This is a genomic window from Paenibacillus sp. JNUCC 35 (genome assembly GCF_058269095.1).
The window spans coordinates 1,732,754-1,746,537 of sequence record NZ_CM177771.1 but is presented as its reverse complement, the minus strand read 5'-3'; the positions used below and the strand labels follow the sequence as shown (position 1 = coordinate 1,746,537).

Below are 13,784 nucleotides of genomic sequence, written 5' to 3'. Positions count from 1 at the left end.
GATCAGAATTTCCCCTCTCTCTCCTGGAAATGGGTCGGTTTGTTCCACGTATGGCCGTCCGCCTCCACCCACTCCGCAATCCAGTCGATCATTTGCAGAACGGACACTTTCGGGTAGCCGAACGTCTGGCTTGCCTTCGATGAATTGCTCAGCAGCGCCGTATCGGACTCGCTTCCTTCGAAGATCGGCTCGACTCCGAGCCTGCTGCCGAATTCATTAGCGACCCAGCGCAGCGAAAGCGTCTCAGGCCCCGTGACGTTAAACACCGCAGGCGGCGTGCTGCAATGATTCAGACAGCGGATGGCGATTTCGTTCGCGTCTCCCTGCCAGATCACGTTCGCGTGCCCCATCGTAATGTCGATCGGCTTGCCCGCTTTGACGGATTTGGCGATTTCGAGCAGCACTCCATAGCGCATATCAATGGCGTAATTCAACCGGTAGATCGCCATCGGAATGTTATATTTGTGCGAAAAGTACGTGAACACCCGCTCCCGCCCCAGGCTGGACTGTCCGTATTCCCCGACGGATGCGGGCGGTGTGCTCTCCGTGGCTCCCCCTTGGTGAACCGGTGTAATCGGATAAACGTTCCCCGTTGAAAACACGACGATTCTCGAATCCCGGTACTTCTCGGCTACGCGTCCCGGCAAATACGAATTCATCGCCCACGTAAAATGCTCGTTGCCTGTCGTTCCGAATTTGTTTCCCGCCATGTAGATGATATTTTTCACGTCCGGCAGTCCCCGGAGCTGTTCGTCGTCAAGAAGATCCACTGCAAACGTCTTGACCCCGTCTCCCTCAAGCTCTTCCCGCAAACCGCCGGATGAGAACCGGGAAGCCCCGTATACTTTTTTGTCCACGCCCGCTTCTTTGATGGCGTTCATCGCCAGCCTCGCCAGGCTCGGTCCCATCTTACCCCCGATCCCGAGGAGCATAATATCTCCCTCCAGATTGGCCATATCGTCGATAAGCGCCTCAGAGGGCTGCGCCAGTTTCGCTTCCAGTTCTTGTACGGTATTCATATAGGTCTCCCTTTCTGCTCCCAAGATAGTTCCAGTATTTCATGCCGGATTATATAAAGACAAGGTCTTTAAATCGTCTTATAAATACGATAATTTGTCTCTAAATCAGATGCGCGGGAAGGTCATCTTAAGGGAGCCGAAAAAGACTATTCACAGGTATAAATTCTATAGATATCAAAATATTTTTAAAAATTTTTGATCGCTTTGTCTATTTACTTGCCGCTGCGCTTCTCCTGCTTGGATGCATGAATTTAGAGACAACCATCTCTAAGCGGTCTAAATATGCGCAGCAATCGAGGGAACAACGCCTTTTCTCGGTTGAATCTCTTACTCTTACTCTTGCTCTTGCTCTTTGGCAGCCTTCCCGCTTCTGTCACGCAGGAACTGTCCACGCTCATGTCCTATGTTCCCGCTCCCCGCTCATATCCCTCGCAGGAGAGCAACGGGTGCACAACGGCGACCTCCGTTCTTCTCCCTGCCCGGACCGGGCCGCTATACCGCATGAACCTCCGGCCACTTCATCTGCACGCCGGCATCCGCAAGCACAGCCTGGGACGCTTCCAGAAGCTTCGGCCGCCGATGATAACCCATTAGATAATCTTCTATCGACAGCAAAAAAGCCCTCCGGCGTAAAACCGGGGGCTTTGCCTTGTCCGCTTGTTCCCTTGCATCCTTACGCCGAAGACGGCTCCCGCGCAATAAAGTGACGCAAGAAGAACAGCGGATAGATCATTAAATACAAGTTGAAGGCCCACCAGGCCGCGTCGAAATCGCCGCTGAATCCCCAGAATGCGATCGCCTGCAGACCCGAGCAGAAGGTCAGGACCAGGGAAACGAGCGCCCAGCTTCGCCATGCCGCCCTTTTGTTCCTCTGAAGATAGATACTGAGCAGCCCCGTAAACGAAATAAGAAGATCCAAGGGAAAGAAGGACCAGTTCCAGGCGACGATAACGGGATTGTCGTAATCTTTGAACAACGCGCTGTCCGGGAGCAGATGGAAAAACGTAACCAGCCAATACACGATAAATCCGATGTCCGTAACGAAAAATAACGGCTTGAGCCCTTTCATGATGCAACCTCCGTGACGAAAACTTTTGGGAATCTCATTCATAATTCCGAGTGGTTAAGGAAACCTATACAAAATATAACAAGTTACTGGAGGCATAGACAAATGAAATCTTTCCGCAAAGGCGGCATCGCTCTGACCGCCGTATTCGCCTGTACCCTGCTGCTCGGCGGGTGCGGCAAAACCGCTACCCCCGCGCCGTCTCCTTCGCCCTCGCCCGGCGCCGCCACTCCTTCCGCAGGAGCGGGCACACTGGACGCGGTCAAATCCGCCGGAAAAATCCGCATCGGCACGGAAGGGACCTACGCTCCTTTCACGTTCCACGATAAATCCGGCAAACTGACGGGATTCGACGTGGAACTCGCGGAAGAAGTGGCCAAAAGACTCGGCGTCCAGGCGGAGTTTCAGGAAACGAACTGGAACGGCATGCTCGCCGGGCTGGATGCCAAGCGCTTCGACCTGGTAGCCAACGAGGTGTCCATCCGCGAGGACCGCAAAGAAAAGTACGATTTCTCCGATCCGTACATCGTCTCCAAAGCGGTTCTTATCGTGCGCGAAGACAACAAGGACATTACGAAACTCGCCGACCTGAAAGGCAAAAAATCCGGGCAGTCGCTCACCAGCAACCTCGCGGATATCGCCAAGAAGAACGGCGCGGAAATCGTCACGATCGAAGGGTTCAACCAGGCGATCGAGCTCCTTGTTTCCAAACGTATCGATGCGACCATCAACGATAACCTGTCCTACCTCGATTTCAAAAAGCAGAAGCCCGATGCGCCGATCAAGGTCGTCGCGGAAACGACGGAAGCGTCCCAGAGCGCTTTCCTTTTTAACAAAAACAACAATGATCTGGTTAAAGCCGTCAACGAAGCGCTGGCTTCCATGAAACAGGACGGCACCTACCTGAACATTTCGAACAAATGGTTCGGAACGGACGTGTCCAAGTAACAAGCACATGACGAAACGGGGTTGAAATACGTATGTCCGAGCGCAGCGAACGGCTGCTTCAAATTTTTATGGAATCGCTTTGGCCGATGCTGAAAGCGGGACTGCAGTACACGGTCACCTTGACGCTGATCTCCTTTGCGCTCGGTCTGGCCCTCGCGTTCGCGACAGCCTTGGCGAGACTTTCGCGCTGGAGGCTCTTGGCGGGTATCGCCGCTTTTTATGTCTGGATCATCCGGGGGACCCCGCTTCTCGTGCAGTTGTTCATCATCTATTACGGCCTGCCCAGCCTGGGCTGGACCATTGATGCGTTCCCGGCCGCTGTGCTGGCTTTTACGCTGAGTGTGGGCGCCTATAACTCCGAAATCATCCGCGCCGCCATTTTGTCCATTTCACGGGGACAGTGGGAGGCCGCCTATTCCATCGGGATGACCCGCAGGCAGGCTCTGCGCCGGATTGTTCTGCCCCAGGCCGCAAGGGTTTCGGTCCCCCCGTTGTCCAATTCCTTCATCTCTCTGGTGAAGGACTCGTCCCTTGCGGCTACGATTACGCTGACGGAGCTGTTCCAGATTGCCCAGCAGAGGACGGCGGTGTATTACGAGCCCATGCTGTTCTACTGCGAGGCGGCTCTTCTGTATTTGCTGTTCAGCACGGTACTCACGTATGCCCAGCGGCTGCTGGAACGGCGCTTCGACCGTTACGCCGCCAGATAGGAGGCTCTTATGATCGAACTCTCCCACCTGAAAAAACAGTTTCAGTCCCAGGAAGTGCTTCGCGGCATCAGCCTGAACGTCGCCCGCGGCGAGACTGTCGTCGTCATCGGGCCGTCGGGCTCCGGCAAAACAACGCTCCTCCGCTGCATCAATCTCCTGGAAGTGCCGGACGCCGGATCGCTTCGGATCGGCGATGCCGGGCTGGATTTTACCGGCGGCAGGAAGCCGTCCTCCCAGGACATCCTGACCTTGCGCAGGCAGACGGGCATGGTGTTCCAGTCGTACGAGCTGTTCCCCCACATGACCGCGCTGGCCAATGTCATGGAGGGGCCCGTCACGGTGCAGGGGAAGCGAGCCGCCGAAGCGCGGGACAGGGCGCAGGAACTGCTCGCCAAGGTCGGACTTGCCGATAAAGCCGGGCTGTACCCCCACCAGCTGTCCGGGGGCCAGCAGCAGCGTGTCGGGATCGCCCGCGCCATGGCGATGAACCCGCTCGTCCTGCTGTTCGACGAGCCGACCTCGGCGCTTGATCCGGAGCTCGTGGGAGATGTCCTCGAGGTCATCCGGCAGCTCGCGCGCGAAGGAATGACCATGGTCATCGTCACCCACGAGATGAAGTTCGCCCGCGACGTGGCCGACCGCATCGTGTTCGTGGACGGCGGGGTCATCGTCGAGGAAGGCTCTCCGGCACAGGTGCTGGATTCGCCGTCCCATGAGCGGACTCGGCGCTTTCTGCACCGCATTTCCGGAGGCTAGTCCCCGCTTTTTTTGATCGGAGCATGCGGTGAGGAGTATAATGGAACGAGCAGCGTACATAAATTTGTCGGAAAGGCGGGATTTTCCATGAAATTGTTCGAACCGTTTACTATCCGGAACGTTACCCTTCCCAACCGGATCGTCATGTCGCCGATGTGCATGTATTCCTGCGAAAACCGGGACGGCAAAGTGACCGACTGGCACCGGACCCATTACTCTTCCAGAGCGGTCGGCGGGGCCGGCCTCCTCATCCTGGAAGCCTCCGCCGTGACGGAGCAGGGCCGCATCTCTCCGCAGGATCTGGGCATCTGGAGCGATGGCCACGTCGAGGGGCTGCGAGAGCTGGTCGGGCTGATCCGCAGCCACGGATCGAAGACAGGCATCCAGATCGCGCACGCCGGACGCAAAGCGGAGCTGGACGGGCCTATCGTCGCTCCGTCCGCCATCCCTTTTCCAGGCGGCAAGACGCCGGAAGAAATGACGCCGGAGCAGATTTCCGAGACCGTCCGGGCGTTTGCCGACGCGGCCCGGAGAGCGAAAGCCGCCGGGTTCGACGTGATTGAAATTCACGGCGCTCACGGCTACCTTATCAGCGAATTCCTCTCGCCCCTGTCCAATCACCGGACGGATGAATACGGGGGAAACAGACAGAACCGCTACCGCTTCCTGCAGGAAATCATCAACGCCGTCAAGGAGCAGTGGGACGGCCCGCTGTTCGTCCGCGTCTCGGCGGATGAGTACGACCCGAACGGGAACAGCATACAGGACTACGCGTTCTTCGCCTCCCTCATGAAAGAGCAGGGCGTCGATCTGATCGACTGCTCCTCCGGCGGCGTCGTTCCCGCCAAGATCGACGTCTACCCGGGCTATCAGGTACCCCTGGCCGACCAGATCAAGAACACGGCCGTCATTCCGACAGGGGCGGTGGGCCTCATTACGGGCGGCAAGCAGGCCGAGGATATTCTCGAGCGCGGACAGGCCGATCTCATCTTCATCGGCCGCGAGCTGCTGAGAGACCCGTACTGGCCCCGCACAGCAGCGCGCGAGCTCGGAGTCGAGCCCGCATTTGCTCCGAAGCAGTACACGCGCGCTTGGTAACGCGGCTTAAGCCGGCCGGCACCGGACTCACGAAGAGTCCGGCAGCCGGGCCGGCTTTTTTTGCGTACGGACGCGGTGCGAATACGGCTAACCGAAACGGGAGTCGATGTGGATAGACGATACGCATAACGGAGCCTGCTGCGCCTATGGACGCCTGCCGATGCGCATATGCTGCCTGCCCGCCTATGGACGCCTGTCAATACGCATAACGGAGCCTGCTGCGCCTATGGGCGCTCCCAATGCGCTTACGCTGCGCGGACGCATACGGAGCCTGTCAATGCGCATACGCTGCCTGCTCCCTACGGATGCCTACGCTGCGCGGACGCCTCCCCGTAAGCATGCAGTTACCAGCGTCATGCGGCGCCTCCCGGCCCCCGGAGCTGCCGCGCAAGCGAAAATGCCGGGGGATTGCACGCGTGAAGACATAAAGAAAAGCCCCTGCCTGGCGGCAGGGACGTAAAAGATTCAGGGAAGCACAATGTCGGCCCGGTACAAGCTCTGATTCCACTTGACCTCCGCCCCGATCTTCTCGGCCGTGAAACGCAAAGGGACATACAAATAATTATCCAGCAGCTGCGGCGCCGCAGGCACCCAGTGATCCGTACCGTTGACGCGGATATAATAGCTGCCGACGGTCATGACCATCTCGACGTCCCCCTTCTTCAAGGTCAGGGAATGCGCCGCGTTGTCCCACTTGTATTCGGTATTCATCGCGTTCAGCAAAGGGCGCATGGGGACCATCGTCGTCTCCCCGCCGACAAAGCCTTTGAAGCCCGCGGACAGTTGGCCGTTCACCGCAACCTGCACCTGCGGGGTCGCGTGTCTTTTCACCACAAGCGCGTTGCTCAGAGCCCTTCCGGGTGCCGTCAGCATGCTTCCGTTGGCGTACAGCCCCGAACTGGCCCCGCCGTCCAAGTTCATGGCATCGGTCAAGCCCATCGAGAGCGCAATCTGTGCGAGATCGTTCATCGTCGCGCCGTTAACCGTCCCCATGACGAGTCTGCCCTGGGCATCCGCGCCCACAAAGCTGCGCATAGCGGCCTGCTTCGTGATTTTCGGATCGGTGAAGCCGTCCCGGGCAGGGTCGATATCCACCTTGCCGCCGGTCACGAGCTTGGGCCCGACTCCCGTGGCGCTCTGCCACAGCTCCGCTCCTTGAACGCGCTGGCCGTTCTCCGTCACTTCCAGCTTCGTTGTGACGGTATCGCCCACATGGAGGTGCGGAAGCAGGTTGCTCTTGTTGTTCGGGCTGTTTCCGATCAGACAAACGTACCCGTCGTACGGTACGTACACGGCATCGCCTGTAATGGCCGTGATGACGCCGTCCCGCACCACCACTTTCGTCGTTCCGCTTTTGCTGACGGCGGCTTTGTATTCGGGCGTAAACCAGACGACCTGGTCGGGCTGGGAATCGCCGTAATCCTTATTGGTCCCCCATGGAGAAAACGTATAATCCTTCCCGCCGTGAGTCGCCGTAATCGTATAGGACATTTTCAGCTTCCGGATATCCACCGTCTTGTCCGCATCGACAACCAGAGACTGGTTCTCCCCGGAATGCAGCAGCTCCCCGTCTTTCAGCATAAGGCCGTTCGGGTAACGGATCGAGGCGTCTTTTTCATACGCGTTGAAAAAAGTCCCGTTCACCGCGGCGACCGCTCCCGTCCTGGCGATCATGGACGAGAAGCTCTCATCGTACCCGATGCCGCGCGAGGCCGTAACGGGCACAACCTCGAGATAAGGGTCCGTCACATCGACGCGCACCCATTTGACGGCGAAGCTTTTCCCGCCGGCGCTTACCTGCCTGCTGCCGCTTGTGACCGCATCGTCGGCAAGAGCTTGACGGGCAGGGCCCGCCGCGAACAGGATGCCTCCGATCAACAGCGCGGCCGCTCCCGTACGCAAAGCTCCTTTGGCTCCGGCGTACACGGCATTCGGACAAAGGTCCTTTCGGCCGCCACCCTCATTCAAAACCTCCGCTCTTGCAACATCCGATTGCGCTTTCCGCTTGCCGGCGCCTTCCGTTAAACTCCCCCGCTTACCCAACCGGGAAAAAGCGTATCCTGCTATATCCAGACCGCGTCTCATGCTGTCATGTCTCCTTTGACATTGTAATCCGGCCCCGTCTGGTTCAACTGTCGAACCACGTTCCGCGCCTTTCGAAAGAAATTCGCCGCCGGACCCGCCGGATTCCTTCCCGAATCAGTCTTTCTCTTCTCGAAAAAGCCGTTTAAACCCTTTTTTCCGCAAAAGGCGCCAGCACTTTTCCGATCGGCTCCCGGATAATACAGGAAGCGTGCGAATCGTACGGAGTCGGGTCCAGGTTGATCAGGGCCAGACGTCCTCCGCGGAACCGGCCTACCATGCCTGCGGCGGGCTGAACCGTCAGCGAGGTGCCGCCGACGATCAGCAAATCGGCAGCGGCGATTTGAGCCGCCGCTTCACCCAGCACATTCGCATCCAGTCCTTCCTCGTAGAGGACGACGTCCGGCTTGATGATGCCTCCGCACACCGTGCAGCGGGGAACCGTCTCGATGCTTTCCATGACCGCATCCAGTCCGTAGCCTTCGCCGCAGGAGAGGCATTTGTTCCGGAGCACGGAGCCGTGCAGCTCCAGAACGCGCTTGCTTCCGGCAAGCTGATGGAGTCCGTCGATATTCTGCGTAATGACGGCGGTAAGCTTGCCGCTGCGCTCCAGTTCCGCAAGCGCCAGATGGGCCGGGTTCGGCCTGGCCGCCGGATGAAGCATCTCGCCCCTGTAGAAGGCGTAGAATTTCTCCGGCTCGCGGATAAAAAAGCTGCGGCTCAGCATCACTTCCGGCGGATAGTCGTACTCCGCACCGCTGTTGTACAAGCCGCTTGAAGAGCGGAAATCGGGAATCCCGCTTTCCGTGGAAGTACCCGCACCGCCGAAGAACACGATGCGCTCGCTTTCGTCAATCAGACGGCGGAGATTTTCCGTATAGTTTTCATTCGATGGCAGATCGCTCATTTTGAGCCCTCCCTGAATTGAAATAAATAGAAACCCGGCCTTTCGCGGCCCCAGAATTTCGAAAGGTTTCTCCTTATTGTACCTTATTTCTTGCACCTTCCAGAAAGCGATTGCAAATATTAGGTAAAAGGAGAGGAATTCCGGTAAAGCCGGGCGAATAAGTGTGTACAAGAAAAAAATCCGATTTAAACCATCGCTTAACATTTTTTAACCCGTGAAAAGGAAGGTGCCTCATGTCTCAAACGAACCCGGTCACACCGGCGCCCCTCCCTGCGAAAGGACGCAAGCTCTTTCTGTCCAGGCCCGTTCTTTCCTGGGGATTAAACGATTTGGCCAACACGATTTTCTCCTCCAACATTGTCACGTTGTTCTTCCCGTTTTACTTGACCCAAGTGATCGGCGGCGATGCGCGGATGGATCAGTTGGCCAGCACGTTCATTACGTATACCAACGCCCTCTCGGGTCTGCTCATCGTCCTGCTCAGTCCGCTGTACGGCGTCTGGATGGACCGGACCGGCCGCAAGAAAGGCCTTATGGTCCCGTTCACGCTGCTCGCGATCGGATTTACGCTCCTCATGGCACTATCGGCCAACTGGCAAAGCAGCGCCTCGTTTTTGGGGCTTCCCCTTGCCGTGGCGGGCGTCCTGTTCTTTTTCGTCATCGCCAAGTTCTTTTTCAGCTCGTCGGTCGTGTTCTATGATGCGATGATTTCCGATCTGGGAAATTCCAGGGAAATCCCCCTCATCTCGGGGTTCGGTGTCGCGCTCGGGTATATCGGTACCCTGATCGGGCTCTCCGTGTATCCACTGGCAAGCGGACAGCAGTATGAGCAGACCTTCCTGCCCAGCGCGCTGCTTTATCTGCTTTTTGCGCTGCCGCTTATGCTCTTCTACAAAGAGGCGGCTCCCGCACCCCGTTCCGGCGGGCAGACGGGATTTTTAAGCGGCTACAAGGAAATCGCGGCCACCTTCAAAGAAATGAAGAAATACCGGCCTATTTTCCTGTTCATGGTGGCCTACTTCTTCTTCAATGATGCCCTGCAGACCGCCATCTCCGTGATGGCCGTGTACGCCAAAACCGTGGTCGGCTTTTCAACCGTCAGGTTCCTCATCTTGTATCTCGTGGCGACCGTTTCGAGCATATTCGGTTCCTTCGTCTTCGGCTACCTGACCCGGAAATACGGAGCCAAGCGCGCGGTCGTCTATGTCGCCCTGCTGCTGATCGTCGCCATCGGCCTGGGAACGACAGCCGTCAACGAGCCTATGTTCTGGGCGGCCGGCGTCATCTACGGGATTTCCATGGGGTCCATGTGGGTGACCTCGCGTACCTTGATCGTGGAGCTCTCGCCCCCGGACAAACGCGGCCAATTCTTCGGCCTCTTCGCCTTCTCCGGCAAAGTGTCCTCGATTGTGGGACCGGTTCTGTACGGGACGATCACCCTCCTGCTCCAGGATCAGGGCACCTTGGCCAGCCGGGTCGCGCTCGGTTCCCTTCTGGTTATGGTCGTCATCGGCCTCATTGTGCACAAACGCATTCCGGAGCAGCACGAAACGGTTTGACCGGACAGGAGGCCCCGCTTTCTCCCATTTCCAAATAGCCGATTATGCAAAAAGCAGCCCCGTATCCGAAGGACGAAGCACTCGTCCCCCGGTACGGGGCTTTTGATCAATCAACCGAAATTGAAGTTTTCAATCATCTTCATTTTCATTTCCCACGTCTTGGTGCTGAGATCGACCGCATACTTCTCCGGGTTCAGCTTGCGGAGATATTCCGGCCAGAACTGGTCGAGCTGCTTCCGGTGATGAGCTCTCATTTCTTCTAGGGAAGGCACCTCGTATACCTGCTTGCCGTCTTCAAAGACGGGTTTCAGCAGCTTGACCGCCTTATACTCGTCCACATATTTATAAATATACGGATGAACGGGATCGAAAAGCTTGATCTTCCTGCCTTCCTGGACGTCCGTCTCGTCATGCAGCACAATATAATCGGCGATAGCTTTGCCCGTATCGGAGCCGATAATCCGGTAGACATCCTTCCAGCCCGGCGTGGATACTTTCTCGGGATTGCCGGAGATCTTGATCTTCGGCACCATGACGCCGTTTTCCTCGATCGCCACTAGCTTGTAGACGCCGCCGAGCGAAGGCTGGTCGGCAGCGGTGATTAGCTGGGTGCCCACTCCCCACGTGTCGATCCGGGCTCCCTGCGCCTTCAGGTTCAAAATCGTGTTCTCGTCGAGGTCGTTGGACGCTACGATTTTCACGTACTCCAGCCCCGCTTCGTCGAGCATTTTGCGGGCTTTGATGGACAGATAGGCCAAATCCCCGCTGTCCAGACGGATCGCCTGCATCCGTTTCCCTTGCTCTTCCATCTTCTTCGCCGTGCGGATCGCATGCGGCACGCCGCTTTTCAAGGTGTGGTACGTGTCCACAAGCAGCGTAACCTGGTTCGGCAGCGCCTCGGCGAATGTATCGAACGCTTCCTGCTCCGTTGCGTGTCCCTGCACCCAGGAATGGGCGTGGGTCCCTTTGGAAGGGATGCCGAACATCATGCCGGCCAGCACGTTCGAGGTGGCGTCGAAGCCGGCGATATACGAGGCCCGCGCTCCCCATACCGCGGCGTCCGCTTCTTGGGCGCGCCGTGTGCCGAATTCCAGGAACGTGTCGGCCGGAGACACGTTTTTAATGCGGGAAGCCTTCGTCGCAATCAGCGTCTGGTAGTTGATAAAATTAAGCAGCGCCGTTTCGATCAGCTGGGTTTCGAAAATCGTGCCTTCTACCCGTACGAGCGGCTCGTTCGCGAAAACGAGCGTTCCTTCCTCCATCGAGTAGATCGACCCGCCGAAACGGAACGCTTTTAATTCTTCCAGAAATCCTTCGTCGTAATTCTCTTCCTGCTCGCTCAAATAGCGCAGAGCCGGTTCGTCGAACTTAAGATGGTGTACATAGTCGATGAGACGCTGCAAACCTGCAAAGACCGCGTATCCGTTTCCGAAAGGAAGCTTCCGGAAGAACGCTTCGAATACCGCTTTCTGGCGGTGGGAACCGTTCTTCCAGTGGGCGTACATCATGTTGATCTGATACTTATCCGTATGTAAGGTTAAATTCGGTATGCTGCTCATGAATTCGTCTCACCTGTTCCTGACAATGTAGTAGTCCTGCTGTTAGACCGGTTCGCTGCCTCTCACGACTTGAGCGCCCAGCGAAGTACGGAAATGGTTTAGGGCAAACGTGTGCCCGTCCGGGTTAAAACTGGCCACGGCATCCTCGTGGACGATCAGCTCGAAAGCCTTGTTATACGCATCCACGGCCGTATGCAGGACGCAAATATCCGTACAGACGCCGGCCAGATGAACTTCCTGAATCCCGCGCGCACGCAGCTGCAGCTCCAGATCCGTACCGCAGAACGCGCTGTACCGCGTTTTATCCAGCCACAAGATCTGGCCTTCCTTTTCCTGGTAAAGGGTATTTAAACGGCCGTACAGCTCGCGTCCGCTCGTGCCCTCTATATTGTGAGGCGGAAACAGCTTCGTTTCCGGATGAAAAGGCTCGTTCAAACGATGGAAATCCACGGCCATGACGACAAAGCCGCCCTCTTCCAGAAATTCCTCCGTGAGCGCCGTAATTCTCTCCTCTATGGCAATGGCGGGATCTCCTACCGGAAGCTTGCCTTCGACAAAATCGTACGTATAGTCAATGACGATCAAAGCTTTCATAACCCGATAACCCCTTCCCCGAATCTTAGGCTTAAAAGTTTGTAACGATCATATCACTCCGACCCTCTAAAATCAAACGGGCCCCGCCCTTTCCAGACAACAAAAAAGACCGCTGCGCCGGACACGCGGCAGTCCTGATTCTCTTATCTTTTGCTACCTTCCTTTTTGGCTGTTTCACAAGTGATCTTGAATCAATTCGGCCAGCAGGCCGGCCATATAGGAAGGACCTCTGCCGAGATCTGCCGGATGAATGCGCAGCCGGAGGAGCGTTTCATCCGCGTCCGCAGCCTCCGCGATAAAGCCGGCTAAGCCTCTGGCCTTGCGGTCGATCTGCAGCAGCAGCTCCAGACCTTCCGTCGCCGGCAGGAAGCTGATTTCCAGCTCATCCAGCTCGCTGCGAAAACGGCCGGCCGGAACGAATTCGAATTCCTGCAGCAGGCCGATCCGTCCGCCGAACCTCGGCGACTGCTTCACCTCCGCCTCCCGGAGCCGGAAGCCGAGCTGGTCCGCGGCGTCGAACACGACCTGCATCTCCGGGGAGGGAATGACTTCAATCCGGTCGGAATCGCTCGGGTCGATTGCGCTGGCAATATCGAGCCCGGTTGAGAACCAGACCGGAGTATGCCCCAGCGTAAGCGGTGTATATTCAGCCAGCCTGAACCGGAACGGCACCTCCATCTCTTCGTTCGGTCCGAGCGTGAACGGGTCCGAAACGAGGTATTTGGCAATTTCTCTCGTTTCCTTCACCTGACTGTTATTGACTTCGCGTTTGTATTCGGTGACCAGCGAAATATAAATCTCCTCGATACGTTGTTCGACTTGGCCCCCGCGGATATGAACGACACCTTCGACCTCTTCACCCGGGTAATAGGCATTCTTGCTGAGGCGTGTATCCACTTGAGCGGCGCCAAAACCGATACTGGCCAGCATCCGTTGGAAAAACGTCATTCTTCATCCTCCTGAACTTGCTAAGAAATAGAAATCTTTCGAGAAAATTATACATGATTTGGACAATCGTGTCTTCGGAACAATTCCGGCCGCACGTAAAAAAGGCTCCTTGCGAAAGGAGCCGGAGCCTGCGGAAAAGCCGATTTCACTTGCTTTTTTACTGAAATCTCGGACCTTCTACCCTGTTTCGGGACCTCCCTTCTTTTAACAGTAGGACGAAAGCCTCTATCAGATGGAAAGGAACAGGTCATTTTTATTGTTTTTTGGAAGAATAATGTGCATGAAAGTGTAATGATAAACGCGCAATTGCGTAATCAATTTGCGCTGACGAAACGATTTGAATCTTTTATTATAGGATTGTACCCACGTTTACCATTTTATTCATAAAGGATGAATGTCATGTTAAAAAAATCAGCTGTAGAGCTGCTTAGTGATTATCAGCTGCTTGATTGTTTCGTACAAGCCCTACAAATGAAGTTGGGTGCCGAATTTCTTCAACAACTTGCCTCCGAGATTAGACGCCGCAATTTATATTAAT

At 56.5% G+C, this 13,784-nt stretch carries 14 protein-coding genes; 6 read left to right on the top strand and 8 right to left on the bottom strand.

The features are described 5' to 3' along the window. Positions 1 to 2: 2 nt before the first annotated feature. From AC2TF6_RS07925 to AC2TF6_RS07915, 3 genes are all read right to left on the bottom strand, one after another. The gene (locus tag AC2TF6_RS07925; protein WP_491310583.1) at positions 3 to 1,019 is read right to left on the bottom strand and encodes an NAD-dependent epimerase/dehydratase family protein; all 1,017 of its coding nucleotides are present in this window, start codon (positions 1,017 to 1,019) and stop codon (positions 3 to 5) included. Between the two features lie 492 nt (positions 1,020 to 1,511). After that, entirely contained in the window at positions 1,512 to 1,634 is a 123-nt protein-coding gene (locus tag AC2TF6_RS07920) for a hypothetical protein (RefSeq protein WP_491310582.1), read from the bottom strand. A gap of 58 nt (positions 1,635 to 1,692) precedes the next feature. Next, on the bottom strand, positions 1,693 to 2,088 hold the full coding sequence (locus tag AC2TF6_RS07915; protein ID WP_491310581.1) for a YvaD family protein: 396 nt from the start codon (positions 2,086 to 2,088) through the stop codon (positions 1,693 to 1,695). A 102-nt stretch (positions 2,089 to 2,190) separates the two neighbouring features. On the opposite strand from AC2TF6_RS07915, the gene AC2TF6_RS07910 reads away from it, so the two are divergent. From AC2TF6_RS07910 to namA, 4 genes are all read left to right on the top strand, one after another. Beyond that, on the top strand, positions 2,191 to 3,033 hold the full coding sequence (locus AC2TF6_RS07910) for an amino acid ABC transporter substrate-binding protein (RefSeq protein WP_491310580.1): 843 nt from the start codon (positions 2,191 to 2,193) through the stop codon (positions 3,031 to 3,033). Between the two features lie 32 nt (positions 3,034 to 3,065). After that, a complete protein-coding gene (locus AC2TF6_RS07905) occupies positions 3,066 to 3,743 on the top strand; it encodes an amino acid ABC transporter permease (RefSeq protein WP_491310579.1) in 678 nt (225 codons plus the stop codon). A 9-nt stretch (positions 3,744 to 3,752) separates the two neighbouring features. Further along, complete coding sequence (locus tag AC2TF6_RS07900; protein WP_369993217.1) at positions 3,753 to 4,499, top strand: amino acid ABC transporter ATP-binding protein; 747 nt, start codon at positions 3,753 to 3,755, stop codon at positions 4,497 to 4,499. An 87-nt stretch (positions 4,500 to 4,586) separates the two neighbouring features. Next, complete coding sequence (gene namA, locus AC2TF6_RS07895; RefSeq protein ID WP_491310578.1) at positions 4,587 to 5,597, top strand: NADPH dehydrogenase NamA; 1,011 nt, start codon at positions 4,587 to 4,589, stop codon at positions 5,595 to 5,597. A 465-nt stretch (positions 5,598 to 6,062) separates the two neighbouring features. Here the strand turns inward: namA and AC2TF6_RS07890 are convergent, their stop codons facing one another. Continuing rightward, entirely contained in the window at positions 6,063 to 7,682 is a 1,620-nt protein-coding gene (locus tag AC2TF6_RS07890; protein WP_491310577.1) for a phosphodiester glycosidase family protein, read from the bottom strand. A 142-nt stretch (positions 7,683 to 7,824) separates the two neighbouring features. Beyond that, the gene (locus tag AC2TF6_RS07885; RefSeq protein WP_491310576.1) at positions 7,825 to 8,586 is read right to left on the bottom strand and encodes an NAD-dependent protein deacylase; all 762 of its coding nucleotides are present in this window, start codon (positions 8,584 to 8,586) and stop codon (positions 7,825 to 7,827) included. A gap of 233 nt (positions 8,587 to 8,819) precedes the next feature. On the opposite strand from AC2TF6_RS07885, the gene AC2TF6_RS07880 reads away from it, so the two are divergent. Beyond that, positions 8,820 to 10,145 (top strand): MFS transporter, encoded by a 1,326-nt coding sequence (locus AC2TF6_RS07880; RefSeq protein ID WP_491310575.1) that lies wholly within the window; start codon positions 8,820 to 8,822, stop codon positions 10,143 to 10,145. A gap of 110 nt (positions 10,146 to 10,255) precedes the next feature. On the opposite strand, the gene AC2TF6_RS07875 is transcribed toward AC2TF6_RS07880, so the two are convergent. The 3 genes from AC2TF6_RS07875 to AC2TF6_RS07865 form a co-directional block, all read right to left on the bottom strand. After that, positions 10,256 to 11,704 (bottom strand): nicotinate phosphoribosyltransferase, encoded by a 1,449-nt coding sequence (locus tag AC2TF6_RS07875; RefSeq protein WP_491310574.1) that lies wholly within the window; start codon positions 11,702 to 11,704, stop codon positions 10,256 to 10,258. Positions 11,705 to 11,746: 42 nt separating this feature from the next. Then, complete coding sequence (locus AC2TF6_RS07870) at positions 11,747 to 12,298, bottom strand: cysteine hydrolase family protein (protein ID WP_491310573.1); 552 nt, start codon at positions 12,296 to 12,298, stop codon at positions 11,747 to 11,749. A 174-nt stretch (positions 12,299 to 12,472) separates the two neighbouring features. Continuing rightward, the gene (locus AC2TF6_RS07865) at positions 12,473 to 13,246 is read right to left on the bottom strand and encodes a sporulation protein (RefSeq protein WP_491310572.1); all 774 of its coding nucleotides are present in this window, start codon (positions 13,244 to 13,246) and stop codon (positions 12,473 to 12,475) included. A gap of 390 nt (positions 13,247 to 13,636) precedes the next feature. Between AC2TF6_RS07865 and sda the strand changes: the two genes are divergently transcribed. Then, on the top strand, positions 13,637 to 13,783 hold the full coding sequence (sda, locus tag AC2TF6_RS07860) for a sporulation histidine kinase inhibitor Sda (RefSeq protein WP_082211298.1): 147 nt from the start codon (positions 13,637 to 13,639) through the stop codon (positions 13,781 to 13,783). Position 13,784 lies beyond the last annotated feature (1 nt).

Coding starts and splice junctions, on each gene's coding strand:
- AC2TF6_RS07885 (WP_491310576.1), bottom strand. CDS start 8,586: ATGAGCGATCTGCCATCGAATGAAAACTATACGGAAAATCTCCGCCGT.
- AC2TF6_RS07890 (WP_491310577.1), bottom strand. CDS start 7,682: ATGAGACGCGGTCTGGATATAGCAGGATACGCTTTTTCCCGGTTGGGT.
- AC2TF6_RS07870 (WP_491310573.1), bottom strand. CDS start 12,298: ATGAAAGCTTTGATCGTCATTGACTATACGTACGATTTTGTCGAAGGC.
- AC2TF6_RS07880 (WP_491310575.1), top strand. CDS start 8,820: ATGTCTCAAACGAACCCGGTCACACCGGCGCCCCTCCCTGCGAAAGGA.
- AC2TF6_RS07900 (WP_369993217.1), top strand. CDS start 3,753: ATGATCGAACTCTCCCACCTGAAAAAACAGTTTCAGTCCCAGGAAGTG.
- AC2TF6_RS07865 (WP_491310572.1), bottom strand. CDS start 13,246: ATGACGTTTTTCCAACGGATGCTGGCCAGTATCGGTTTTGGCGCCGCT.
- AC2TF6_RS07910 (WP_491310580.1), top strand. CDS start 2,191: ATGAAATCTTTCCGCAAAGGCGGCATCGCTCTGACCGCCGTATTCGCC.
- namA (WP_491310578.1), top strand. CDS start 4,587: ATGAAATTGTTCGAACCGTTTACTATCCGGAACGTTACCCTTCCCAAC.
- AC2TF6_RS07905 (WP_491310579.1), top strand. CDS start 3,066: ATGTCCGAGCGCAGCGAACGGCTGCTTCAAATTTTTATGGAATCGCTT.
- AC2TF6_RS07915 (WP_491310581.1), bottom strand. CDS start 2,088: ATGAAAGGGCTCAAGCCGTTATTTTTCGTTACGGACATCGGATTTATC.
- AC2TF6_RS07925 (WP_491310583.1), bottom strand. CDS start 1,019: ATGAATACCGTACAAGAACTGGAAGCGAAACTGGCGCAGCCCTCTGAG.
- sda (WP_082211298.1), top strand. CDS start 13,637: ATGAATGTCATGTTAAAAAAATCAGCTGTAGAGCTGCTTAGTGATTAT.
- AC2TF6_RS07875 (WP_491310574.1), bottom strand. CDS start 11,704: ATGAGCAGCATACCGAATTTAACCTTACATACGGATAAGTATCAGATC.